Source organism: Bradyrhizobium sp. NBAIM08 (assembly GCF_020193935.1).
GTDB lineage: Bacteria > Pseudomonadota > Alphaproteobacteria > Rhizobiales > Xanthobacteraceae > Bradyrhizobium > Bradyrhizobium yuanmingense.
This window is the reverse complement of the sequence record NZ_JADYVR010000001.1, coordinates 435,462-459,644: the sequence shown is the minus strand read 5'-3', so window position 1 is coordinate 459,644 and position 24,183 is coordinate 435,462. Positions and strand designations below refer to the sequence as shown.

Genomic DNA, 24,183 nt, shown 5'->3' with positions numbered 1-24,183 from the left:
CTTTCGAGACAACCGCTCGGGAGGCAACGATGACGCCCGGCTGGCTCATTTTCCCTGCGACTATCGCCTGTGTCTACTTCCTGGTCATTGTGAGTTTGATCATGCTTGGCGCTTGGTAGGCGGCTGAGGGAAGAGAATCTTGAAAGAGCGCGCTTTCAAGATTCGCCCATAGACCGACGCGAACTCATGTCGGTCGGAATTCGATCGGGTGCGGCCATGGATTGCGCGAATTGCGGCAGAGTCAACCCGGAGGGAACGAAGGTCTGCGGCGATTGCGGCGCGCCGCTGTTCTTTCGCTGCCCTGCGTGCGGGGGCGACAATCCGACAGGCAAGAACTTCTGTGGCGACTGCGGTGCCGCGCTCACGCCGACCGTACCGCCGCAAATGACGAGAGGGGCCGGCGCAGCGACGTCCATCGTGCCACCGGTCACGGAGCGCGCAGGCTTGTTGGCCGCACCAAGTTCTTCCGCCGAGCGTCGTCAGCTCACAGTGATGTTCTGCGATCTCGTCGGCTCGACGGCACTTGCGACAAAGCTCGATCCGGAAGATCTACGGGACATAATTGCTGAGTACCGCGATAGCGTAGCGGCGGTCGTCCGCAAATACGGTGGCACCGTCAGCCGTTACATCGGCGATGGCATGCTCATACTATTCGGTCATCCTTCAGCGCATGAGGACGATGCCGAACGCGCAGTGCGCGCTGCGCTTGAGATCGCCGCGACCAGGCACGCGCCGGGAGCCCCAGCCGAGTTCGAGCTGCGGGTTCGTCTTGGGCTCGCGACTGGCCTCGTCGTCGTAGGTGACCTTATCGGCAGCGAAGCGGCGGAGGCGCAGGCCGTGCTTGGCGAGACGCCGAACCTTGCCGCTCGACTGCAAGCGCTCGCCGAACCGGATGGGGTAGTCATCCCTGAGGACACGCGGCGGCTCATCGGCGGGCTCTTTGACTACGAGAATCTCGGCGCCGTGACGCTGAAGGGCTTCGCCGCACCGGTGCAAGCCTGGCGGGTGCTTCGTGAGGGAACAGCGGAGAGCCGGTTCGAGGCGTTGCACCCTTCGGTCCTCGCCCCGCTGGTTGGGCGTGAGGAAGACCTCGCGCGGTTGGAGCGGAGCTGGCGCCATGCGCGGGCGGGTACCGGTCAAGTCATGCTGCTTGTCGGCGAGGCGGGGATCGGCAAGTCGCGCCTCGTTGCGGCTCTTCAGGAGCGTATCGAGCGAGAGCCGCACACCTGCTTGCGCTACTTCTGCTCGCCTCATCATCAGGAAAGCGCGCTTTACCCCTTCATCGCACAACTCCAGCGAGCGGCTGGCTTCGATCGTGAGGACACACCGACGACCAAGCTCGACAAACTTCGAGCGCTCCTGTCGCCTGCATTGTCGCCCAACGAGGACGCGGCGATCCTGGCCGAGTTTCTGTCGATCCCCAACGATAATCTATACTTACCGGTTACGAGTACGCCGCAACAAAAGAAGGAGAGAAGCTTCGCCGCTCTGGTTCGCCAGCTTGAAGCTCTCGCGCAAAGACGTCCAATCATGATCGTGTTCGAGGACATGCAATGGATCGATCCAAGCTCGCGCGAGCTGCTGGACCGAACCGTCGATCGCGTAGCAAGCCTGCCGGTTTTGGTCTTGATCACCTACCGTCCCGAGTTCCAGTTAGTATGGACCGGAAAGCCGCATGTCAGCTTGCTCGTGCTGAACCGGCTCGACCAGAATGCGGGCGCTGCGCTCATCCGGAGCGTGGCAGGTGGCCAGACGCTGCCGACCGAAATCGTCAATGAAATTGCTGAACGTACGGATGGTGTGCCGCTGTTCGTTGAGGAGTTGACCAAAGCGGTGCTCGAAACAAGCCCCCAGAGTATCGCGCGAGCGATCTCCTTCGCGCCGCTGCCCGGACTTGCCGTACCGGCCACGCTACATGCTTCGTTGATGGCGCGGCTCGACCGGATTGGGCCGATCGCCAAGGAGGTGGCACAAATCGGCGCAGCTATTGGCCGCGAGTTCTCCTATGATCTGCTGGCCTCGGTCGCACAGCGGTGCGACAACGAGTTGCGGGCGGCGCTTGACCGGCTGATCAACACCGGCCTCGTGTTTGGGAGTGTCGAGCCGCCCGACGCCAATTTCTTGTTCAAACATGCACTGGTCCAGGATGCGGCATACGGCACAATGTTGCGCGGCCAACGCCGCGAGCTGCACGCTCGGATCGCTGGCGCACTCGAGGAGAGGCTCGCTAGAGGCATCCAAGAGCAGCCGGAAATCCTCGCCCACCACTGCGGACATGCGGGCTTGGCCGAAAAGGCGATTTCCTATTGGCAGGAGGCTGGTGAGCGTTCAAAGGCTCGATCGGCAATGACAGAAGCAATCGCGCAGATGCGAAAGGCGCTTGATTTGCTATCTCAACTGCCGGATGCTCCCGGGCGCCAGCGCACCGAAACTGAACTTCAACTCGCGCTCGGCGGTGCACTGATCGCCGCGAAGGGCCACGCGGCCGAAGAGACCGGCAGGGCCTACGCCCGGGCGCGTTGCCTCTGCGAGGCACTCAACGACACGCCGAATCTGCTCAAGGCACTCTGGGGCGAGTTCGTGCATTATCACGTCCGTGGTGAAACGGACCGATCGCATCGCATCGCCGAGAATCTGCTCGATTTGGCCGGGCGACAGAACGATGCGGCCATTCTTGTCGCCGGTCATCGGGCAGTCGGCGATAGCTGGCTTCATCGCGGACAATTGGCCTTGGCGCGCACCCATCTCGAGCGGGGGCTCGCCCTTTACGATCCGGCGCAGCAGCGCTCTCTGACGGCCCTGTTCGCAGAAAACGCCCGCGTGGCGATGCTTTCGTTCCTTTCGCTTACGTGTGGCCTTCTTGGCTTCGCCGATCAGGCGCGCGTGCAGAGCAGTGACGCTCTGGCAGAGGCCCGCGAATCGTCGCACCCGATCAGCCTCGCATTCGCGCTGAGCGTTGCCTGCCGGTTGCATTTCGTGCTCGAAGACGCGGGCATGGTTGGGCAACGGGCGGACGAGCTGGTTGCGCTCACCACCGAGCAGCGCTTTGCCTTCTTTCTCGCGATGGGGACGGCATATCGCGGCTGGACGCTGGCCGAAGCCGGCGACCCCGAGGCCGGGGTGGACTTACTGCGGCGCGGCATCGAGGGATTCCAGGCGTCCGGCGCAGCATGGACTCTTCCGTTCTACCTTGCGCAGCTCGCAGCAGCCGAGGCAAAGAGAGCACGATATGAAACGGGGCTCGGCCAACTCTCCGACGCCTTGGCACTAACCCAGAAATCGGGGGTGCGGTGGTTCGAGGCCGAGCTGCATCGGCGCCGAGGCGAGTTGATGCTAAGGGCTCGGCCAGGCGCGGAGGCCGATGCGGAGACCGAGTTTCGCCACGCCATTGCGATTGCTCACCAGCAGGAGGCGAAACTCTGGGAACTTCGCTCCGCCGTCAGTCTCGCCCGGCTCTGGCGTGATCAGGACAGGGGTGATGAAGCACGCGGTCTTCTCGCGCCGGTCTACGGTTGGTTCAACGAGGGCTTCGACGTTCGCGACTTGAAGGAAAGCAAGGCGCTGCTGGAAGAACTCTGAGTGTAACGTGGAGCTTGTCGTAAGCGCGCTCCATTGGAGCTCCGTAACGTTCTCGGTTTTCGCGACTCCGCTGCACCCTAAAGACACGTAAGGGCAACGGTGACCTGCTCGGCGCCGTCAATTCTCGGGTCGGCCCCGTCGCTCCGGTTCGCAGCTGGAGTTGGTCCGCGCTGCTGGTCGCGCTTCGGGTTATTCGCATGACCTCTCCCGGCTTCGCACTTTGTGCTGACCCTTTCCAGTCCGGATCAGGTACTCGACCGCAACCACTGCGAAAAGACCCGAATGGTCCGCGCGCGCGGGTGGCTTGGCCTGCTGACCACATAAAAGCTGTAGCCGGGTAGGTTCAACGAGAATGCCTTCACGAGCGTGCCGGCGGCGAGGTCGTGTGCCACGAGCACATCACTGAAGATCCCGACGCCCTGCCCACTGATCACCGCCTCGATGGCGTGCAGTTCTTCCCGGAAACTCAAGTGCTGCAGGTCCTTGTATTGGGGCACCTCGCGCCACCGGCGCTGGGCCAAACCGAGCCATCTCTGCCACGTCGGTGGCTCACGATCGGCCGGCGACCAATAGGAGTGGATCAGAACGTGCTTTGCGAGGTCGACTGGTCTCATCAGCCGTCCGGTTGAAAGCAAATCCGGATTGCAGATCGGCCAGAACGTATCGCTGAAGAGTTCATCGACGATTCCGTCTGTCGGCGGTACGCGGCTGGTCGCATAACGGATGGCAACGTCACTGTCTCCGGCCTGCAGATCGAGCACCGTGTCAGTGCCGATCACTTCCAATGGCACGTCAGGATGCAACTTCCGCCACAGGGGCAGGCGGGGCACGAGCCAGCGGCTAGCGAAGGCGTTGGTCGTCGTAACCCGGAGCGGCTGCTCGTCACCTTCCTGCTTGAGGGACGCAATGGCAGCGGCAAACGCCTCGAGTCCGCCGCGAATGGCGGGAAACAGCCGCGCGCCGGCATCGGTCAACGAAAGAGGGCGTGGTCTGCGCCGGAATAGGGCGCGGCCGCAATACTGCTCGAGCAATCCGATCTGGTGGCTGATCGCGGTCGGCGTGACGCCGAGTTCTGCCGCGGCTTTCTTGAAGCTCAGATGACGCGCGGCAGCCTCAAAAGCGCGGAGCTCGATCAGGGGCGGCAGCTTGTGCATGCGGCGAGTGTAGGTGAAATCAGTTCATCGTCACCTGAATTCTTCGGATTTGCTCTGAGACAGCCCGCGATCGAGGATGTGGCGGGCCAAGCTAGGGAGTTCGTGTCATGTCCATCGCATCTGTTGCCAGCGCTGCCGCCGAACTTAGCGCCTCCTTCGGAGGAGAACTGCTCAAGCCAGCGGACGAGGGCTACGACGAGGCGCGCAAGGTTCACAATGGGCTGGTCGACAAACGGCCAGCATTGATTGCCAGATGTCGCAGTGCGGCTGATGTCGTGGATGCCGTGGCACTTGCGACCAAGCTCGGCCTCGAGGTCGCGGTTCGCGGCGGTGGCCACAATGTGGCCGGGCGCGCAACCATCGACGGCGGGATCATGATCGACCTCTCACCCATGAAGGGGGTCCGGGTCGACGCGATCGGCAAGACCGTATGGGCGCAGGGCGGGGTCACCTGGGGCGAGCTCAATCGAGAAACGCAGCTTCACGGACTTGCGGTGACCGGCGGCGTGGTCTCGACCACCGGCATCGCGGGCCTGACGCTCGGCGGAGGACTGGGCTGGCTGATGGGCAAGTACGGCCTCGCGTTGGATAATCTGCGGGCTGTCGAACTCGTCACCGCCGATGGCAAGGTTGTGCGGGCCAGCAAGCAAGAGCAGCCCGATCTATTTTGGGCCGTGCGCGGCGGCGGCGGAAACTTCGGGATTGCCACCAGTCTTGAATACGACCTCCATACGGTAGGGCCGATCATCACCGGCGGCCCGATCGTTCACCCTATCGAGCGTTCCCGCGACGTGCTGGAATTTTTCCGGACCAGCACGCGATCGCTCACGGACGAGCACATGCTGTTCGCATCCCTGACCCATGCGCCCGACGGGTCCGGCAGGGAGGTCGCGGCCCTGGTTACCAGCCACTGCGGTCCAGTCGCCGAGGCCGAACGAGCGATGCAGCCGCTGAAACAGTTCGGGCCTCCCATTCTGGATGCGGTCGGACCGATGACCTATTGCGAGCTCAACCGCATGCTCGACGCCAACTATCCGAAAGGCGCGTTCAACTATTGGAAGTCGAACTTCCTCACGGAGCTGAGCGACGGTGCGATCGCGACGATGATCGAATGCTTCGCCCGCTGCCCGACTCCGATGGGGCAGCTGCTGCTCGAGCACATCCACGGTGCGGCGGCCCGCGTGGGTGCCGGGGATACGGCATTTGTGCACCGGCAGGAGGGCTACAATTTCCTGATCCTCGCGCAATGGACGCAGGCCAGCGATACCAGCCGCAGCATCTCGTGGGCACGCGCAACCTATGAAAGGATGCGGCCCTTCTTTGCCTCAGGACGCTATGTCAATTATCTCGACGACGATGAGACAGGCGATCCGGTTGCCGCTGCTTATGGGCGGAACTACAGGCGCCTGCAGCAGATCAAAGCGAAATACGACCCTACGAACTTCTTCCGGATGAACCAGAACATCCGGCCGCTCGCCTGATTGCCGGCTGACGATTTCTCGCTCTCATCAAGATGTGAGTAGAAACTAAGCCGCGACCCGATGCATCGTGGGCGGGGCGAGCTGACGCCCGGGAGGGACTGAGAATGGCGGTCGTGTGCAGGCCCGCTCGCATCGACGACTTGAAGCAGGCCGATGACATCGTGGTCGCCAGCATCAATGAGCTAACCGAACGGCGGGGGTTCGGGAAGATGGCATCCTCTCGTCCGCCGAATTTTCAGGCCTTCTCGCTCGCGGATGATCCCGAGGGCTTATGGGTGGCCGATGACGACGGAGAAATAGTCGGCTTCGCGTGGAGTTGGGTCTGTGGCGAGCTTTGGTTCCTGGCCCAATTGTTCGTCGCGCCTGATCGTCAGAGCGACGGCATCGGCAATCAACTCATCAACAAGGCATTCGCGCATGCAGAAATGCGCGGAGCACCCATCAAGGCACTGATCACCTTCACGTTCAACAACGTATCTCAAGGCCTCTACATCCGCCACGGACTGTTCCCGCGCTTTCCGATCTACATGGTCAGCGTCCCTCGTGACCGCCTGGCGCCACGGTTGGCTGCGCCGCGGCTCCGTCTTGAATCTCTCACGGCCGACGCGATCCCATACGACAGGCTGGCGCAGATCGATGTCAGCGCAGTCGGCGTTTCCAGGGAGAAGCATCATCGATTTCTCCTTGGCGACAGCACGACGCGCGGATTCACCATCCACGCCGGCAATGAGTGCGTCGGGTACGTCTACATTTCGGGTGGACACATTGGTCCGCTTGCAGTCCACAGGCCAGATCTGGTTGAGTCCGCTTTCGCCGCTGCGTTATCGTTCGCGGCACAGAGCGATTGTCCGGCCATTTCGGCTTTTGTGCCGGGCGCGAGCGAGCCGGCGCTCAAGGCGGCAATCGACCACGGGATGCGGCTGACGTTCCCGATGCTGCTGATGTCAAATCGACCATTCGGAGATTGGGGTAGCTATTTCCCGCGCAATCCGGGTTTCATGTAGGGGATTCAACCGAGAAGGTCGACGTTGCGGGCAGGCCGGAAGGCGCGGAACGATGGCTGGATCGGCGCTCGTCACGGGCCGATCATGCTCTAGCCCTACCGGGGACGCGGGCTGCGGCCTGGAGGGGACGGCCGCTGCACATATGGGTTTCCCAGGCACATCGCCGAACGGCCCGCCGCGCTGGCTCTGCATTCGTCAAATGAACGATACTGGCAAGAGATGTAGGTGCCGCCGCCCCATTCCCACTCCTGCAGACATACCGGAAAATTGCCGCCGAACCGCTGCGCTGCCGCTGGACCGGGCGCGGACATGGTGATCAGGACGAAGAGCAGACAGGCAAGCGCGCGCATCATGATCAGCGCGGCCGCTGCGGAGCGTGCTGCTTGAACCTCACGCGCGGGTTCACATCGCAATAGGTGTTCGACCGCCCGGATGCCGACGCCAGGCACTGTTCCCGCGTCGAATACATGCAGTCTCCGGAAGCGCCGAGCCCTCCGCCAAAAACGCACCAGGGATAGTCATACTGAGCGTTTGCTGCGGAAGAAAATCCGATGACCATAACGACAATGAGCAGAGCGATGCGCATGCGATTCTCCCATCAAGTCAGTTGAGCGGCAACGCAAGAGGTTCGCTCCGAAAGATAGCCGCTTGACGATGCTGGCTCAACAACCACGACTCAAGCGAGTTCCTCTCGTCACGCCGGAGTGTCCCACGTGTGATCTCGCAGAGCCGGTCCGGATTTGCTTCGCTGCGCTAAGCAGCGCAGCGCTGGGTAGCAGGGTACATGAGCAGGGACATGCGAGCCGAAACGACAACGGGGCCCGCAAGGGCCCCGCAAAAAAACCTTAGCGCGCTACGCCGCGATCTTACTTGATCTTGGCTTCGCGGAATTCGACGTGCTTGCGCGCGACCGGGTCGTACTTCTTCTTGACCAGCTTGTCGGTCATGGTGCGCGAATTCTTCTTGGCAACGTAGTAGAAGCCGGTGTCGGCCGAGGACACGAGCTTGACCTTGATGGTGACCGCTTTGGCCATGTTCTGAACCTCAGAATATCAGGGGAATCTGGAGCCGGCCAAACGGCCCGCGTTGGCCGGCAACCTAGTCAGAAACGGCGGGAAGTCAAGGTTTCAGGCGGCGGAAACCGCTCAAATCGGGCCCATTAGGCCTCAAAGAACCGGTTTTTCGGCCGCGGCAGGCCCAGATTCTCCCTCAAAGTGGGTCCTTCGTACTCTTTGCGGAAAATCCCGCGCTTCTGCAGCTCCGGGACCACCTTGTCGACGAAATCGTCGAGACCGGCAGGCAGGAACGGGAACATGATGTTGAAGCCGTCGGAGCCGCGTCCGACCAGCCATTCCTCCATCTGGTCGGCGATGGTCTTGGCGGTGCCGACGAAGGACAGGCCGCCATAGCCGCCGACGCGCTGGGCGAGCTGGCGCACGGTGAGCTTCTCACGGGCGGCGAGATCGACCAGGCGCTGCCGGCCGCTCTTGCTGGCATTGGTCTCGGGGATTTCGGGAAGCGGCCCATCGGGATCGAAGCCGGAGGCATCGGTGCCGAGGATGACGGAGAGCGAGGCAATGGCGCTGTCGTAATGCACGCGGCTGTCGAGCAAAGCGCGCTTCTCCTTGGCCTCATCCACGCTGTCGCCCACGACGACGAAGGCGCCGGGGAGGATCTTCAGGTGCTCGGGGTCGCGGCCGATCTTCTCCATGCGGCCTTTGATGTCGGCATAGAGTTTCTGGCCGTCGGCGAGGCTGCCGCCGCCGGTGAACACCGCTTCCGCGGTCTCGGCGGCGAGCTGCTTGCCGTCGTCGGAGGCGCCGGCCTGCACGATCAGGGGCCAGCCTTGCACCGGGCGGGCGATGTTGAGGGGGCCGCGCACTTTGAAGTATTTGCCCTTGTGGTCGAGGGTATGCATCCTGGCGGGATCGAAGAACAGGCCGCTCTCGACGTCGCGCATGAAGGCATCGTCGGCGAAGGAGTCCCAGAGGCCGGTGACGACGTCGTAGAACTCGCGGGCGCGCTTGTAGCGCTCGGCGTGCTCCATGTGATCGTCGAGGCCGAAATTCAGCGCCGCGTCCGGGTTCGAGGTGGTGACGATGTTCCAGCCGGCGCGGCCGCCGCTGAGATGGTCGAGCGAGGCGAAGCGGCGCGCGACGTGATAGGGCTCGTCGAACGTGGTCGAGCCGGTCGCGATCAGGCCGATGCGCTCGGTCACGGCTGACAAAGCCGACAGCAGCGTGAACGGCTCGAACGAGGTTACGGTGTGGCTGCGCTTCAGCGCGTTGATCGGCATGTTCAGGACGGCGAGGTGATCGGCCATGAAGAAGGCGTCGAACTTGCCGGCCTCGAGCTTTCGGATCAGCGTCTTGATATGGCCGAAATTGAAATTCGCGTCGGGCCAGGCCCCGGGATAGCGCCAGGCGCCGGTGTGGATGCTGATCGGGCGCATGAACGCGCCAAGCTTGAGTTGCCTTTGTGCCATCGCCCGGTGTCCGTTCTTGGTGACGCTCGCAAAGACATAGGCATGAGTGGGAACTCCGCCATTGGGGGAGACGGGAAGAATTTTTTGTTTTTCGTAGCTCTCTCAGCACGTCATTCCGGGGCGACGCGGAGCGGCGAGCCCGGAATCCATAACCACCATCCGGAGTATGGATTCCGGGCTCGCGCCAAGAGGCGCACCCCGGAATGACGGTGGATAGACTTGATCGAACTACGCCCCAGCGCGCCAACTAGCTCAAAACGTCCTTCTGCATCTTGCCGGCGTAGAAGTGGAAGAACGGCACCGGCGCGTCGTGACGGAGCGGGCCGGTGGCGAGGCGGGTGTCGAGCTCGTTGAGCACGTTGCGCGTCATCGGATGCAGATCGGCGAGCGGTTTTGAGCCGAGCTCGACCCAGACCAATTCGACCAGCTCCGCATCGGCATGGATCACGCCTTCGACGCGGTGGGTGATCGCAGAGGCATCGGCGGTGAAGAAACGCGTGTCGAAGCGCTTGACGCGGCCGGGCGGGGTGATTGCGCGCGCGATCAGGAACAGGCTGGAGGGATCAGGCAGCAGGCCCGCATCCGCGAACGGCTGCCAGGGACCTTCGAGCTTCGGCACTTTGCCTTCGGCCTTGCGGCCGAGGCAGAGGCCGGTCTCCTCGCAGGCTTCGCGGATGGCGGCAATGGCGAGCGATTTCGCGCGCGAGGCCGGCGTCTTCGGGCTGCCCTTGGCGAGATTGGCTTCCAGTTCGGCGGTGATGGGCGCGGCGCAGGGCACGCGATAATCGGCCTTGTCGACGCGCCCGCCCGGGAAGACGAATTTTCCCGGCATGAACACCACCTTGTCGTGGCGCTTGCCGACCAGCACTTTCGGAATGGCGCCGCTGCGGTCGACCAGGATCAGCGTCGCCGCATCCTTCGGGCGGAAGTAAGGATGATGATCGGCTTCCTTCTCCTCGTGAACCCTGGTCTTCTCCTCGGCCTGCGAAATATCGGTCATGTCCTCACCCGAACTGTTCTTTTACGTGTTTACACAGGCGGAATACCATCGGGAGGGTTGTCGTCAAACCCGTGCATGCGCAGAGCCCATTGCAAGCCGACCACAGCTCCCTTCACGGGCTGCAGCAGCGCGAGCGAGGCGACGAAGGTGAAGGGCAGATAGGCTGCGAAGCTGAGCCAGACCGGCGTCGAATAATTGGTCTCGATCCAGAGGATGGCCGGCACCACGATGTGGCCGACGATGACGATGACGAGATAGGCAGGCAGATCGTCGGCGCGATGCGGCGTGAAGTCGAGGCCGCATTTGGCGCAATGGTCGGCGGTCTTCAGGAAGGCGCGGAACAGCTTGCCTTCGCCGCAGCGCGGGCAGCGGCCGCGGAAGCCGCGCTTCATTGCTGACCAGACGTCGCGCTTCTCGACGAGACCGTTCTCGCGCGTCCAGATCTTTGGTGCCGTGCTCATCGTCACCATGCCTTGCCCTTCTTGCCCTTACCCTTGTTCTTTCCTTTGGCCTTCCTTCCCTTGCCGGACTTTTTCTTCTCCGGCTTGCGTTTTCGCTCCGGGCTGCGTCCGGGCTGCGGCTTGGACGATTTGCGCTGCGGACGGAGCGGCCTGCGCTGGCGCGGGCCGCTGTCGGTCTCGGACGACAGCAGCTCGAAACGCAGCGCGCCCGCGATGGGAGCGGCCTCGATCAGGCGGACGTCGACGACGTCGCCGAGCTGGTACATGGTGCCGCTGCGCGTGCCGACGAGGGCATGGCGGCTTTCGTCATAGTTGAAATATTCCGTGCCGAGGGATCGGATCGGGATCAGCCCGTCAGCGCCGGTCTCGCTGAGCTTCACGAACAGGCCGGCGCGGGTGACGCCGGAGACGCGGCCCTGGAAGCTGGCGCCGATGCGGTCGGCGAGGTGATGGGCGATCAGGCGGTCGACGGTCTCGCGCTCCGCCTTCATGGCGCGCCGCTCGGTCAGCGAGATATGCGCGGCGACTTCGCTCAAGCTTTCCGGCGTCTCGCTGTCGGGCAGGGCGCCTTCGCCAAGGCCAAGCGCACGTACCAGCGCGCGGTGCACGACGAGGTCGGCATAGCGGCGGATCGGCGAGGTGAAATGCGCATAGCGGCGCAGGTTCAGGCCGAAGTGACCGTAATTCTCCGAGGAATATTCGGCCTGCGCCTGCGCGCGCAGCACCACCTCGCTCACCAGCGGGTAATAGTCGTGGCCTTCAAGCTGGGCCAGCACACGGTTGAACGTGGTCGGGCGGAGCGCGCCGGACTTGGCGAAGGGAACGTCCAGCGTCTCCAGGAATTCCGCGAGCGCGTGAACCTTCTCCAAGGTCGGCTCGTCGTGCACGCGGTAGATCAGCGGCAGAGATTTCTTCTCCAATGTCTCCGCTGCGGCGACGTTGGCGAGGATCATGAACTCCTCGATCAGCTTGTGCGCATCGAGACGCTCGGGGACCACGACGCGATCCACGGTGCCGTCGCTCTTCAGGAGGATCTTGCGCTCGGGCAGATCGAGATTGAGCGGATCACGCTCGTCACGCGCGCGCTTGGCGCAGGCATAGGCGGCATAGAGCGGCCTCAGGATCGGATCGAGCAGGGGGCCGGTGGTGTCATCAGGCCGGCCGTCGATCGCGGCCTGCGCTTGCGCGTAAGCGAGCTTGGCGGCCGACCGCATCAGGATGCGATGAAAACTGTGCGAGCGCTTGCGGCCGTCGGGGCCGAGCACCATGCGCACCGCCAGCGCGCCGCGCGGCTCGCCGGGCACCAGCGAGCAGAGATTGTTGGAGATGCGCTCGGGCAGCATCGGCACGACGCGGTCCGGGAAATAGACCGAGTTGCCGCGGTCGAGCGCGTCGCGGTCGAGCGCCGTGCCCGGCCGCACGTAGAAGCTGACATCGGCGATGGCGACGTTGACGATGAAGCCGCCCTTGTTGTTGGGATCCGGATCGGGCTCGGCATGCACCGCGTCGTCGTGATCCTTGGCGTCGGGCGGATCGATGGTGACGAGCGGGACGTCGCGCCAGTCCTTGCGGCCTTTCAGATTGGCGGGCTCTGCCGCTTCCGCCTCGCGCTCGGCGGCGGAGGAGAATTGCAAGGGGATGTCGTGGGCGTAGATCGCGATCAGGCTGATCGCCTTTTCCGACTTGACCGAGCCGAGCTTCTCTTTCACCCGGCCGGAGGCGAGGCCAAAGCCGCGGGTGCGGACGATGTCGACGCTGACGAGGTCGCCATCCTCAGCGCCGCCCGTATCGGTCCTCGCGATGTTCAGCTCGCGGTCGGCGAACTTCTTGTCGACGGGGACGAGCCGTCCGCCGCCCTCGGGCAGGCTGCGGAAGACGCCGAGGATGCGGCTCTTGGCCTTGTCGATGACCTTGATGATGCGGCCGCGATAGGCGGGACCTTCATCGTCATCGCTGCGTTCGACGCGCAGCAGCGCGCGGTCGCCGACGCCGGCGGCGGTGCCGGGCTTGGGCCGGCGCGGCATCTCGATGAGGATCTTTGGCGGCTCGCCGTTCTCGACCTCGTCCCATTCGGCGGGGGAGGCGATCAATTCGCCATCGGAGTCGCGGCCGGTGATGTCGGCGAGCAGCGTCGGCGGCAGCGCGTCCGGCTCGGAGACCTTGTGGCGCTTCTTCTTGATGATGCCGCCGTCGGCGAGCTCGCGCAGCATGCGCCTGAGCTCGGCGCGATCGGCGTTCTTCAGGCCGAACTCGCGCGCTATGTCGCGAGTCCCGACCTTTCCTGGATTTGCCTTGATGAAGGCGACGATGGCTTGCCTGTCGGGAAAGCCACGGTCTTTCTTTGGTTTCACTTAACCTCTAATTCTTGATCTCAGGTCTTGCCGGCACTCTTCTTGGCCGGAGCCTTGGTGGCGGCTGCCTTGGTCGGCGACGTCTTTGCGGTCGACGGCACGGCGGCGCGCGCCTTGCTGGTGGATTCGGATTTGGATTTGGCCGCGGCTTTCTTCGCAACCGGCTTCTTCGGCTTCGGTGCGGCGTCCTCGCCGTCCGCAGCCTTCTCTGACGCTTTCTTCGCCTTGGCCGGCTTCGCCGCCTTCTTGGCCTTGCCGCCACCCTTGGCGGCGCGCTCGTCGATCAGCGTGATCGCCTGCGGCAGCGTGATGGTGTCCTTCTCGAACTCGGCCGGGATCGTCGCGTTGACGCCGCCCGCGGTGACATAGGCGCCGTAACGGCCGCTCTTCACGGTGACGGTGCCAAGCGTCGGATGATCGCCGAGCGCCTTGCCGGGATCGGCGCCGAAGCGGCGGCTCGGGCCCTTGGCAACCTTCTCCGCGATCAGCGTCACCGCACGATTGAGGCCGATGTCGAACACCTCGTCGCCGGCCTCTAAGCTCGCATAGGTCTTCTCGTGCTTCACGAACGGTCCGAAGCGGCCGAGGCCCGCGGTGATCGGCTGGCCGGTCTCCGGATGCTTGCCGATCTCGCGCGGCAGCGACAGCAGCTTCAGCGCAAGGTCGAGATCGACGTCGCTGGGCGAGGTGCCCTTCGGAATGCCGGCGCGCTTGGGCTTCTCGCCTTCCTCATAATCCTTCTGCTCGCCGAGCTGGATATAGGGGCCGAAGCGGCCGGCCTTGACCCAGACATCGCGACCCGTGTCGGGATCCTGGCCGAGCGAACGGTCAGCAGTCGCCTCGCCATCGGCGGCGAGCTGACGGGTGTAGCGGCATTCCGGATAGTTCGAGCAGCCGACGAAGGCGCCGAACTTGCCGGCCTTGAGGTTCAGCCGGCCGGTGCCGCAGTTCGGGCACTGCCTGATATCGCCACCATCTGCGCGGGGCGGATAGATGTGCTGGCCCAGCATGTCGTCGAGCACGTCGAGCACCTGGGCGACGCGCAGCTCCTTGATGTCGTCGACGGCGCCGATGAAGCCGGTCCAAAAGTCCTTCAGAACCTGCTGCCAGGAGATCTCGTTGTTGGAGATACGGTCGAGCTGCTCTTCGAGGCTCGCCGTAAAGTCGTACTCGACATAGCGGGCAAAGAAGCTTTCGAGGAAGGCGACCACGACGCGGCCCTTGTCCTCGCCGTGCAGACGCTTCTTCTCCAGCTTGACGTAGCCGCGGTCCTTCAGGACCTGGAGGATCGAGGCATAGGTCGAGGGCCGGCCGATGCCGAGCTCCTCCATGCGCTTGACGAGCGATGCTTCCGAGAATCGCGGCGGCGGCTCGGTGAAATGCTGGGTGACGGACAGGCTCTGCCGTTTCACGGCCTCGCCCTGGCTCATCGCGGGCAGGCGGCGGGAATCCTCGTCCTCCTCGTCGTCGCGGCCTTCCTGGTAGAGCGCGAGGAAGCCGTCGAACTTGACGACCTGGCCGGTGGCGCGCAGCTCCAGCGTACGAGAGCCCGCCTTCGCCGTGATGTCGACGGTGGTCCGCTCGAGCTCGGCGGATTCCATCTGGCTCGCGATGGTGCGCTTCCAGATCAGCTCATACAGCTTGGCCTGATCGGCATCGAGCTTGCGGCTCATGCTGTCGGGGCGGCGGGAGAGGTCGGTCGGGCGGATCGCTTCGTGCGCTTCCTGGGCGTTCTTGGCCTTGGCCTGGTACTGGCGCGGGCTATCCGGCACGTAGGCGTTGCCGTAATCCTCGCCGATCACCTTGCGCGCCTGGGTGATCGCCTCGGGGGCGATCTGCACGCCGTCGGTACGCATATAAGTAATGAGTCCGGTGGTCTCGCCACCGATGTCGATGCCTTCATAAAGACGCTGGGCGATGCGCATCGTATGCGCCGGCGCAAAGCCGTATTTGCGGCTGGCTTCCTGCTGCAGCGTCGAGGTGGTGAAGGGCGCCTGCGGATTGCGACGGGCCGGCTTGGCGTCGACCGCGGTGACCGCGTAAGTCGCCAGTTCCAGCGCCTTCTTGAAGTCTTCGGCTTCCGCGCCGGTGCCGATGTCGAGGCGCTGGATCTTCTTGCCGTCGGCGCCGACGAGGCGGGCCTCGAAGGCGTCGCCCCGCGGGGTGAGCAGGGTCGCGATCAGCGACCAATATTCGCGGGCTACGAACTTCTCGATCTCGAGCTCGCGGTCGCAGACGAGGCGCAGCGCCACCGACTGCACGCGGCCGGCCGAGCGGGCGCCCGGCAGCTTGCGCCAGAGCACGGGGGAGAGGGTGAAGCCGACCAGATAGTCGAGCGCACGGCGCGCCATGTAGGCGTCGACCAGGGCGCCGTCGATCTCGCGCGGATGCTTCATCGCCTCCGAGACGGCCTGCTTGGTGATGGCGTTGAACACCACGCGCTCGATCTTCTGATCCTTCAGCGCGCGCTTCTCCTTCATCACCTCGAGCACGTGCCAGGAGATGGCTTCGCCCTCGCGATCGGGGTCGGTGGCGAGAATCAGGCGGTCGGCACCCTTCAGCGACTTCGCGATATCGTTGAGCCGGCCGGCCGCCTTGGGGTCGACCTCCCAGATCATCTTGAAATTGGCGTCGGGATCGACGGAACCGTTCTTAGCCGGGAGATCGCGGACATGGCCGAACGAGGCCAGAACCTCATAGGACGAGCCCAGATATTTGTTGATCGTCTTGGCTTTCGCCGGCGACTCCACAATGACGATATTCATTTAGTTCCAGTGGCTTACGGGAAAATCTTGGGCCGAAAACGAAAGGACTCGGGTCGGCCGTTTCGACCCGAACATGGGTGGTGAGCGGCCCCCTGTCAATTCGTGGGGTGTTGAAAGGCGCCGCAATGGGAAAAGTTTCATATCGAAATAGTTGCAGAATACCACCTTGGAGTTGCGGTTGATGTGGGCGTAATGTCCTGTCGGGGCATGGATTCGGGTGGGGTACTGGTGACCAGGCCAGGAAAAAAGCGGGCGCGCGCCGGATCCGGTGCGGCGGGGGGCACGCGTCACGAGGAACCGGGGGAGGGCGGTGCGGATGAGGCCGTGGCCTTCATCGCCGAGCAGACCGGGGCCTTACGCAAGCTGGCCGAGCGCCACAAGCTGGACGTGCTGCATTATCTCTTAGGCATGACCAAGCTCGAGGCCGACGAGCACCTGCGGCTACGGACCAAGCGCAAGCTGTCGTGAGAGTGGGCTCCCCGGTGATCGTGAGAGACTTGAGCGCCGCTCTCTCCCCCGTCATTGCGAGCGAAGCGAAGCAATCCAGAGTCTTGCCGCGGTGGGATTCTGGATTGCTTCGTCGCAAGGGCTCCTCGCAATGACGTCGTGGGGCGGTGCGCCACAATCACGCCGACCGACGTCGCGACGACGGTCGTGGCTTCAGCGTGGTCTCCGCCGGCGTGAGCAGGCGGCCATCCTCGGCGCGCATTTCCAGCTTCTTCACCGGACGGCCCTTCTCGCGATCGACCAGCATCGTCGCAATCTCCTCGGGACGGTCGTCGAACTCCTCGCTCCACTGCCGCAGCGCGACCAGGATCGGGAAAGTGCCGCGGCCCTTCGGCGTCAGCACATATTCCTGATAGGCACTGCCGTCGGAGGCGGGGGCGGTTTCCAAAATGCCATGGTCGACCAGCGATCGTAGCCGCGCCGCCAGGATGTTCTTGGCCATGCCGAGCTTGTTCTGAAACTCGCCGAAGCGGCGGACGCCGAACAGCGCCTCGCGGATGATCAAGAGCGACCACCAGTCGCCGAGCGCCTCCAGCGACCGCGCGATCGGGCAGGCATCGCCGGCAAAGCTCGTCCGTTTCACCATTCTCGCTCGTCCTATCGCGTTCGCACGGCTCCAGCGCCGATCACGCGCTTGTGTGGTTGCATTATAAAACCGGCTGGCCTAGATGGCAATCAAGTTTCATCATGCAACTACTGGAGGCGAGCGTGAGACTGAAGGACAAGACGGCGCTGATCACCGGCGGCAATAGCGGCATCGGGCTGGCAACGGCAAAACTGTTCGTGGCCGAAGGCGCCAAGGTGGTGATCACCGGGCGCAACAAGGAGACGCTGGCGGCGGCCGCCAAGGAGCTCGGGCCGAACGCGCTCGCGCTGCCAGCCGACGCGACGGACATCGCGGCGACGGAAGCTGCAATCAAGCAGGGCGCGGAGAAGTTCGGCAGGTTCGACATCGTGTTCGCCAATGCCGGCATCGCCGGCGGCACTCCGCTGGGATCGGCGACACCAGAGGTGTTCGAGAAGGTGATCAGCACCAATCTGACAGGCGTGTTCTTCACCGTTCAATCCGCGTTGCCCCATCTCAACGACAATTCCTCGATCATCCTCAACGGCTCGGTGATCTCGGTGCTCGGCATTCCCGGCTACTCGGCCTATGGCGCGGCGAAGGCCGGCGTGCGGGCGATGGCGCGGATCATGGCTTCAGAACTGTCGCCGCGCGGCATCCGCGTCAACGTGGTCGCGCCGGGTGCGATCCGCACCCCGATCTGGGGGCCTGCGACCGCGACGCCGGAAGCCGAGAAGGCGTTCGAGAAGCGGATCGGGCTGATGACGCCGCTCGGCCGCCTCGGTGAAACGGATCACGTGGCGAAGACGGTGCTGTTCCTCGCCTCCGACGATTCCGCGCATGTGCAGGGCCAGGAGATTTTCGTCGATGGCGGCGCGGTGGCCTCGCCGAGCGGCGCGCCGATCTATCGCGGCTGATCAAATCAAGCGAATTTGCTCGGGCGCAACATTCGCGTTGCGCCCGAAGTGTTAGCCACGGCTAGGCTGCGCTCAGGCTTGTTGCCGATTGGAGCGCACCAGCGATCGCCTTCTCGCGGTGCTCCGGCCCGAGTTGGATACCGTCGGCCGGGATGAATTCGACGCTGGTGATACCCATGAAGCCGAACACCCAGCGCAGGTAGGTTTCGAGATGCTCGCCGGCTGCGTAAGGCGTCTCTGCGCCGTAGTGGCCGCCGCGCGAGATGGCCACGATCACGCGTTTGCTGCCGGCGAGTCCCTCCGGCCCGGCCGCGCCGTACCTAAAAGTCTTCCCCGCCACCAGGATACGGTCGATCCAGGCCTTGAGCTGGCTCGGAATGGTGAAATTGTACATGGGCGCGCCGATCACGACGATGTCGGCGGCCAGGAACTCCTCCAGCGCCGCCGCGCTTGCGGCAAGGTCGGGCCCGAGTTCCGCCGGCGCGGGGGCGCCTTGCGCGGCCGCCAGATGCGAGGCGGAGAGGTGGGCGAGCGGAGTCTGGGTCAGGTCGCGGTAGACGACTTGAAGCGAGGGCGCCGCCTGCCGGAGCCGGTCGACGATGGCGGCGGAAACCTGCCGGCTGACGGAGTGGGGGCCGAGCACGCTGGAGTCGACATGGAGGAGTTTCATGTGGGGTCACCCTGGTATAAGTTTGTAACCAGCGCTACATGTGTGACTATCGAAATCCCCGCAAGAACGCACTTTTTTGAGCCATGGGCACATCATTGAAACCTGCGCACACCGAATTGCCCGCAATGCTGCGGCCAAATCCGAGACTGGATACCAGGCCCATGCCGGATCCCAACCATGCGGATTGCCGTGGGGTCGCCTCCGTGCTGTCCCGCGTCGGCGACAAATGGAGCGTGTTCGTCATCATGATGCTGAGCGACGGGCCAAAGCGCTTCAACGAGCTCAAGCGCATGATCAACGGCATCTCGCAGCGGATGTTGACCCTGACGCTGCGCGGCCTCGAGCGCGACGGCCTCGTTACGCGCACGATCTTTCCGACCATCCCGCCGCGGGTGGACTATGAGCTGACCGATCTCGGCCGCGGCCTGTCGCGCCCCGTCGAGGCGCTCGGCAAATGGGCGAAGGACCATCTGGATCAGATCGAGGCCGCGCGCACGAAGTTCGACCAGCGCAACGACGGCTAGCGTTGCGCCTCGATAGTTCATCCCGTCATTCCGGGGCCTGAGCGAAGCGAGGGAGCTCGGAATCCATTTGGCCACAGATCAAGTGGATGAATGGATTCCGGGCTCGCGACTTCGTCGCGCCCCGGAATGACACCTGGGGAGGCTAAACCAGCGACACCATCCCGCCGCCGTGGCGTTCGAGCTTGCCGGCGAGCTCGAGCTCCAGCAGCACGGTGCGCACGATCGCGGGCGACGCGCCGGACATCCGGACGAGGTCGTCGATCGTAACAGGGGCCGGGCCGAGCAGGCCGGTGATCTGGTCGCGATCATGGCTTTGCGGATCGCTCTCGAACGGCTCGCTGTCGGGCTCGCCCGCGGGATGCATCAGCGGCCGCTCCATGATCGGCTGAACCGCGTTGACGATGTCGGCAGCTTCCGTGACGAGCGTTGCGCCCTGCTTGATCAGGTCGTTGGTGCCGGCGGCGCGCGGATCGAGCGGCGAGCCCGGGACGGCGAACACTTCGCGGCCCTGTTCGGCCGCCATGCGTGCCGTGATCAGCGAGCCCGAGCGGTGCGCCGCCTCGACCACGACGACGCCGAGCGAAGCGCCCGAGATCAATCGGTTGCGCCGGGGAAAGTCGCGGGCGCGCGGCTCATGGCCGAGCGGCATTTCGGAGATCGCAGCGCCGGCGTGGTCGAGGATCGCGGCGAGCAGGTCGCCATGCTCGGGCGGATAGATGCAGTCGTGGCCGCCGGCGAGCACCGCGATCGTGCCGCTCTCGACGCTGGTGCGATGCGCGGCCTGGTCGACGCCGCGGGCGAGCCCGGAGATGACCACGAAGCCGGCTTCGCCGAGCTCGCGCGCGAGCTGGCCGGCAAATTTGAGGCCGGCGCCGGAGGCGTTGCGTGAGCCGACGATCGCGATCATCGGCCGCATCAGGGATTTGGTGTCGCCGCGCACCGCGAGCAGCGGCGGCGCATCGTCGATCATCGCCAGCTGCGCCGGATAGCCGTCCTCGCCGGGCGCGCGCCAGGCGATGCCGAACTTGCGGCTCGCGGCGAGCTCGGCCTTTGCTTCATCCGCGCTGCAGATGCGCGCCGATCGCGCCGCGCCGCCGCGGCGGGCGAGATCGGGCAGCCGCTCCAGCGCGGCGCGCGGGCTGCCGAAATGATCGACCAGCGAGCGGAAGGTGCGCGGCCCGACATTGTCGGAACGGATCAGCCGCAGGCAGTCGATCCGCTCGGCCTCGGTCAGCTCCACGCTTCTGTTGATGGCGTCCACGGTGTCTCCTTGCAGCGACAGCATGGAACAACCTGAGGGCGTTGCGCAACAGGGACGTGCGCTTGCACGACCTTGCTGCGATGCTAAAAGCGATGCCAATAAGAAGGATGTTGTCATGATCTCACTCGCCGACCTCCAGCGCCGCATTGAAGCGGGGGAGCTTTCGCCCGACGCCGCCATCGCCCAGTCGCATGCGGCGATCGAAGCCAAGGAGAAGGACGTTCAGGCTTTCGTCCGGCACGATAAATCCGCGAGGGCGCAAGCCGCGGGCCCGCTGCGCGGCATTGCCGTCGGCATCAAGGACATCATCGACACCGCTGACATGCCGACCGAGATGGGCTCGGAGATCTACCGCGGTTGGCAGCCGCGCAGCGATGCGCCTGTGGTGATGATGCTGAAGCGGGCCGGGGCCACCATCATCGGCAAGACCACGACCACCGCATTCGCCTCGCGCGATCCGACGCCGACGCGCAATCCGCACAATACGGCGCATTCGCCGGGCGGCTCGTCCTCGGGCTCGGCGGCGGCCGTCGGCGCCGGCATGATCCCGCTGGCGCTGGGTACTCAGACCGGCGGCTCGGTCATCCGGCCGGCGGCCTATTGCGGGACGGCGGCGATCAAGCCGTCGTTCCGGATGCTGCCGACCGTCGGCGTCAAGTGCTATTCGTGGGCGCTCGACACGGTCGGCCTGTTCGGCGCGCGCGCGGAGGATCTTGCGCGCGGTCTCCTGGCGATGACGGGGCGCACGGAATTCTCCGGCATCAGCCCGGCGAAGTCGCCGCGCATCGGCGTGGTCAGGCAGGAGTTCGCAGGCGCCGTGGAGCCGGCGGCTGAAGAGGGACTGCAGGCTGCGATCAAGGCGGCTATGCGCGTCGGTGCCAGCGTGCAGACCATCGATCTGCCCAAGGCGGTGCAGGAGGCCTGGCGCATCCACCCGATCATCCAGGACTATGAGGCGCATCGCGCGCTCGCCTGGGAATTTTCGGAACGTCACGACGAGATCGCGCCGATGCTGCGCACCAGTCTCGATGCGACGGTCGGGCTGACGCCGAAAGACTATGACGAGGCGCGCCGCATCAGCCGTCGCGGCCGCCGCGAGCTCAGTGAATTGTTCGAAGGCTTCGACGTGCTGCTGACCTATTCCGCGCCCGGCACCGCGCCGGCCAAGGAGCTCGCGACCACCGGCGATCCCCGCTACAACCGGCTGTGGACGCTGATGGGCAATCCTTGCGTCAACGTGCCGGTGCTCAAGGTCGGTGGCCTGCCTGTTGGCGTGCAGGTGATCGCACGCTTCGGCAACGATCCGCTGGCGCTCGCGGCGGCTTGGTTCCTGGAGGACGCGCTGGCGAAATCAGGCTAGCACAGGTTCGGAAGGAGCGAGGGCCTGAGCGGGCGCTGAGGGCGCTGCGCCGGCTCCTGCACCTTGCCCGAGCCATTGCTCGGCGGCTGCGCGGCCACTCCGGTGCAGCAGGCGAATGAAGCCGCGGCCGAGATCGGTGGATGAGCGCTGCGCCAGGCCGTCAAGGGAGTCTTCCGCCGCGATCCTGGTGAGCCGCAGCGGAGAGGCCATGTGCGACTGCGCCCATTCGATCGCGGAGATCTCGGCATTGAGCGCGGCGTTCGCCGCGATCTGGTCGAGCCGGCGGTCGATCGCGGCGAGCGTGATCGGCACATAGCTGTCGCGCGTCGGCGTGACCTGGACCAGCAGCAGATCCGTTGCCGCCGTGTCCTGCACCAGGCGCAGCAGCGGCGGATTGCCGCCGAAGCCGCCGTCCCAATAGGCCTCGCCATCGATCTCGACCGCACAATGGACCAGCGGAGGACAGGTCGAGGCCAGCGCGACGTCGGCGGTGATGGCCTCGTTGCCGAAAATCTGCTGCTGCCCGTCGCGGATCCGCGTCGCCGCGATCAGCAGTTTTGGGCACCGCGCATGGCGCAGGACGGAAAAATTGATGTCGCGGGAGACCGCCTGCCGCAGCGGATCGAGATCGAACGGATCGAACTGCCCGGAGCGCAGGGTCGGGCCGAACGCGACCGAGCTTCCCGCCGGCGAAAAGCCGCCGATCAGCATCAGTGAGCGGAACGAGGCCTCGTGCATCAGCCGGACCCAGAACCGGTTCAGCCGGGAGCGTGCGCCTTCACGGCCGCCTTCGGCCAGGCCGCAAGCGAGGAGCAGCGCATTGATGGCGCCGGCGCTGGCGCCGCTGACGGTGTCGATCTCGATGGAGGTCTCTTCGAGCAGGCGCTCCAGCACGCCCCAGGTGAAGGCCGCAAAGGTGCCGCCGCCCTGCAGCGCCAGCGAAAGCTTTCGCGGCGGCCATTGCTCGGAACGCGCCCGCGCGGGCGCGACCGGTGCAGCCTTGGCGACGGCGACATCGAGCGGAGCGTCAGGCTTGACTGCAGGCTCCGGCTGCGGCGCTGGCCGTGCAGCGGGCGCGGGCAGCGGCGCGTCGGACCAGATATTGGTCGCCGAGAGCAGCCGGCTTGCTGCAGTGCCGGAAGCACCGAGCGAGCCGATCCCGTCATTCACGCCGACAATCTTCTCGCTCATTCTGAGCAACCGCCTAACGCCGTTTCCCGTATCAGGATGACAGGCATGGAACCAGTTCGCTACAGCCTGCCGTGACTCGCAGGAGAATTGCGAACAGGATTTGGCATATAATGCGGAAGGGGTGCGGCGGTATCCGTACTTTTTCCGACCTCAAATTCTTGTTTGAGGCGTTGTCGCGACGCGAACCGGAATCCGATTCGCTCGAAAACGCTCTAAGCGCGATGCGATTAGGAATCGTCATCACGCTTTAGGTTATTGTTTGAGCATGATCTTTTCGGAAAACCGCTTCGCACTTTTCCGGATCATGCTCTAGGCCTTCTCGCCGATCCGGCTTTCCTTGCCCGCTTGCAGGCGCTTGATGTTCTCGCGATGCGCGTAGAACAACAGCAGGGTCAGCACGGCGGCGAGCGCCGACAATGCGAGATGACCGAACCACCAGAGGAACATCGGTGTGATGAACGCCGCCACCAGCGCCGAGAGCGAGGAATAGCGGGTGGTGAAGGCGGTCGCCAGCCAGAGCAGGCAGAACACGACGGCGCCCGGCCAGAACAGCCCCAGCAGGATGCCGATATACACCGCGACGCCCTTGCCGCCTTTGAACTTCAGCCAGACCGGGAAGAGGTGGCCGAGGAAAGCGCCGAGCCCGGCTACCATTGCGGCGTAGGGGCCTGCGATGTAGCCGGCGATCACCACCGCCACGGTGCCCTTGAGCGCGTCGAACAGCAGGGTTCCCGCGGCGAGGCTCTTGCGTCCGGTGCGCAGCACGTTGGTGGCGCCGATGCTGCCGGAGCCGATCGAGCGGATATCCTGGGTGCCCGCGAGCCTGGTCAGGATCAGCCCGAACGGAATCGAGCCGAGGAGATAGCCGATGACGAAAGCCACCGGCAGAAACGGTTCAAGTGCCATGG

21 protein-coding genes are annotated in these 24,183 nt (G+C 64.6%); 7 read left to right on the top strand and 14 right to left on the bottom strand.

Features of this window, described 5'->3' with window-relative positions; translation table 11 throughout:
- The first annotated feature begins 186 nt into the window (after positions 1–186).
- Entirely contained in the window at positions 187–3,579 is a 3,393-nt protein-coding gene (locus tag I6F37_RS02175) for an adenylate/guanylate cyclase domain-containing protein (RefSeq protein WP_225150138.1), read from the top strand.
- Between the two features lie 245 nt (positions 3,580–3,824).
- Here the strand turns inward: I6F37_RS02175 and I6F37_RS02170 are convergent, their stop codons facing one another.
- Positions 3,825–4,733 carry a LysR substrate-binding domain-containing protein gene (locus I6F37_RS02170; protein WP_225150137.1) on the bottom strand — a complete coding sequence of 303 codons (909 nt, stop codon included), beginning with the start codon at positions 4,731–4,733 and terminating at the stop codon, positions 3,825–3,827.
- 107 nt (positions 4,734–4,840) lie between these two features.
- Between I6F37_RS02170 and I6F37_RS02165 the strand changes: the two genes are divergently transcribed.
- Together I6F37_RS02165 and I6F37_RS02160 are read left to right on the top strand one after the other, a co-directional pair.
- Entirely contained in the window at positions 4,841–6,214 is a 1,374-nt protein-coding gene (locus I6F37_RS02165) for an FAD-binding oxidoreductase (protein WP_036015146.1), read from the top strand.
- Between the two features lie 104 nt (positions 6,215–6,318).
- Positions 6,319–7,218 (top strand): GNAT family N-acetyltransferase, encoded by a 900-nt coding sequence (locus I6F37_RS02160; RefSeq protein ID WP_036015145.1) that lies wholly within the window; start codon positions 6,319–6,321, stop codon positions 7,216–7,218.
- 95 nt (positions 7,219–7,313) lie between these two features.
- Here I6F37_RS02160 and I6F37_RS02155 read toward each other — a convergent pair whose 3' ends face one another.
- From I6F37_RS02155 to topA, 8 genes are all read right to left on the bottom strand, one after another.
- Positions 7,314–7,568: a DUF3551 domain-containing protein gene (locus I6F37_RS02155; protein ID WP_225150580.1), complete on the bottom strand. Its 255-nt coding sequence runs from the start codon at positions 7,566–7,568 to the stop codon at positions 7,314–7,316.
- Between the two features lie 5 nt (positions 7,569–7,573).
- Positions 7,574–7,804 (bottom strand): DUF3551 domain-containing protein, encoded by a 231-nt coding sequence (locus I6F37_RS02150; RefSeq protein ID WP_074448008.1) that lies wholly within the window; start codon positions 7,802–7,804, stop codon positions 7,574–7,576.
- A gap of 280 nt (positions 7,805–8,084) precedes the next feature.
- The gene (rpmG, locus tag I6F37_RS02145) at positions 8,085–8,252 is read right to left on the bottom strand and encodes a 50S ribosomal protein L33 (protein ID WP_007603295.1); all 168 of its coding nucleotides are present in this window, start codon (positions 8,250–8,252) and stop codon (positions 8,085–8,087) included.
- 125 nt (positions 8,253–8,377) lie between these two features.
- Positions 8,378–9,703 (bottom strand): LLM class flavin-dependent oxidoreductase, encoded by a 1,326-nt coding sequence (locus tag I6F37_RS02140; RefSeq protein WP_225150136.1) that lies wholly within the window; start codon positions 9,701–9,703, stop codon positions 8,378–8,380.
- 247 nt (positions 9,704–9,950) lie between these two features.
- On the bottom strand, positions 9,951–10,703 hold the full coding sequence (locus tag I6F37_RS02135) for an NUDIX domain-containing protein (protein ID WP_036015119.1): 753 nt from the start codon (positions 10,701–10,703) through the stop codon (positions 9,951–9,953).
- A 29-nt stretch (positions 10,704–10,732) separates the two neighbouring features.
- Positions 10,733–11,173, bottom strand: coding sequence for a DUF983 domain-containing protein (locus tag I6F37_RS02130; RefSeq protein ID WP_036015117.1), 441 nt, complete (start codon positions 11,171–11,173; stop codon positions 10,733–10,735).
- Complete coding sequence (rnr, locus tag I6F37_RS02125) at positions 11,167–13,515, bottom strand: ribonuclease R (protein ID WP_225150135.1); 2,349 nt, start codon at positions 13,513–13,515, stop codon at positions 11,167–11,169. Before rnr ends, I6F37_RS02130 begins: the two co-directional genes overlap by 7 nt.
- 20 nt (positions 13,516–13,535) lie before the next feature.
- Entirely contained in the window at positions 13,536–16,280 is a 2,745-nt protein-coding gene (gene topA, locus I6F37_RS02120; protein ID WP_225150134.1) for a type I DNA topoisomerase, read from the bottom strand.
- 324 nt (positions 16,281–16,604) lie between these two features.
- Here topA and I6F37_RS02115 point away from each other — a divergent pair, with 324 nt between their 5' ends.
- The gene (locus I6F37_RS02115) at positions 16,605–16,748 is read left to right on the top strand and encodes a hypothetical protein (protein WP_225150133.1); all 144 of its coding nucleotides are present in this window, start codon (positions 16,605–16,607) and stop codon (positions 16,746–16,748) included.
- A gap of 157 nt (positions 16,749–16,905) precedes the next feature.
- Here I6F37_RS02115 and I6F37_RS02110 read toward each other — a convergent pair whose 3' ends face one another.
- Entirely contained in the window at positions 16,906–17,373 is a 468-nt protein-coding gene (locus tag I6F37_RS02110) for a helix-turn-helix domain-containing protein (RefSeq protein WP_036015109.1), read from the bottom strand.
- A gap of 122 nt (positions 17,374–17,495) precedes the next feature.
- Between I6F37_RS02110 and I6F37_RS02105 the strand changes: the two genes are divergently transcribed.
- Complete coding sequence (locus I6F37_RS02105) at positions 17,496–18,269, top strand: SDR family oxidoreductase (RefSeq protein ID WP_036015133.1); 774 nt, start codon at positions 17,496–17,498, stop codon at positions 18,267–18,269.
- Between the two features lie 61 nt (positions 18,270–18,330).
- Here I6F37_RS02105 and I6F37_RS02100 read toward each other — a convergent pair whose 3' ends face one another.
- On the bottom strand, positions 18,331–18,939 hold the full coding sequence (locus I6F37_RS02100) for an FMN-dependent NADH-azoreductase (RefSeq protein ID WP_036015105.1): 609 nt from the start codon (positions 18,937–18,939) through the stop codon (positions 18,331–18,333).
- Between the two features lie 83 nt (positions 18,940–19,022).
- On the opposite strand from I6F37_RS02100, the gene I6F37_RS02095 reads away from it, so the two are divergent.
- Entirely contained in the window at positions 19,023–19,463 is a 441-nt protein-coding gene (locus I6F37_RS02095) for a helix-turn-helix domain-containing protein (protein ID WP_036015102.1), read from the top strand.
- 142 nt (positions 19,464–19,605) lie between these two features.
- On the opposite strand, the gene dprA is transcribed toward I6F37_RS02095, so the two are convergent.
- The gene (gene dprA, locus I6F37_RS02090) at positions 19,606–20,748 is read right to left on the bottom strand and encodes a DNA-processing protein DprA (RefSeq protein ID WP_036015100.1); all 1,143 of its coding nucleotides are present in this window, start codon (positions 20,746–20,748) and stop codon (positions 19,606–19,608) included.
- A gap of 91 nt (positions 20,749–20,839) precedes the next feature.
- Here dprA and I6F37_RS02085 point away from each other — a divergent pair, with 91 nt between their 5' ends.
- Entirely contained in the window at positions 20,840–22,084 is a 1,245-nt protein-coding gene (locus tag I6F37_RS02085; RefSeq protein WP_036015098.1) for an amidase, read from the top strand.
- On the opposite strand, the gene I6F37_RS02080 is transcribed toward I6F37_RS02085, so the two are convergent.
- Together I6F37_RS02080 and plsY are read right to left on the bottom strand one after the other, a co-directional pair.
- On the bottom strand, positions 22,076–23,275 hold the full coding sequence (locus I6F37_RS02080) for a patatin-like phospholipase family protein (RefSeq protein WP_036015096.1): 1,200 nt from the start codon (positions 23,273–23,275) through the stop codon (positions 22,076–22,078). The two genes, I6F37_RS02085 and I6F37_RS02080, sit on opposite strands and share 9 nt — an antisense overlap.
- A 309-nt stretch (positions 23,276–23,584) precedes the next feature.
- Positions 23,585–24,181 carry a glycerol-3-phosphate 1-O-acyltransferase PlsY gene (gene plsY, locus I6F37_RS02075; RefSeq protein WP_036015094.1) on the bottom strand — a complete coding sequence of 199 codons (597 nt, stop codon included), beginning with the start codon at positions 24,179–24,181 and terminating at the stop codon, positions 23,585–23,587.
- Positions 24,182–24,183: the final 2 nt, after the last annotated feature.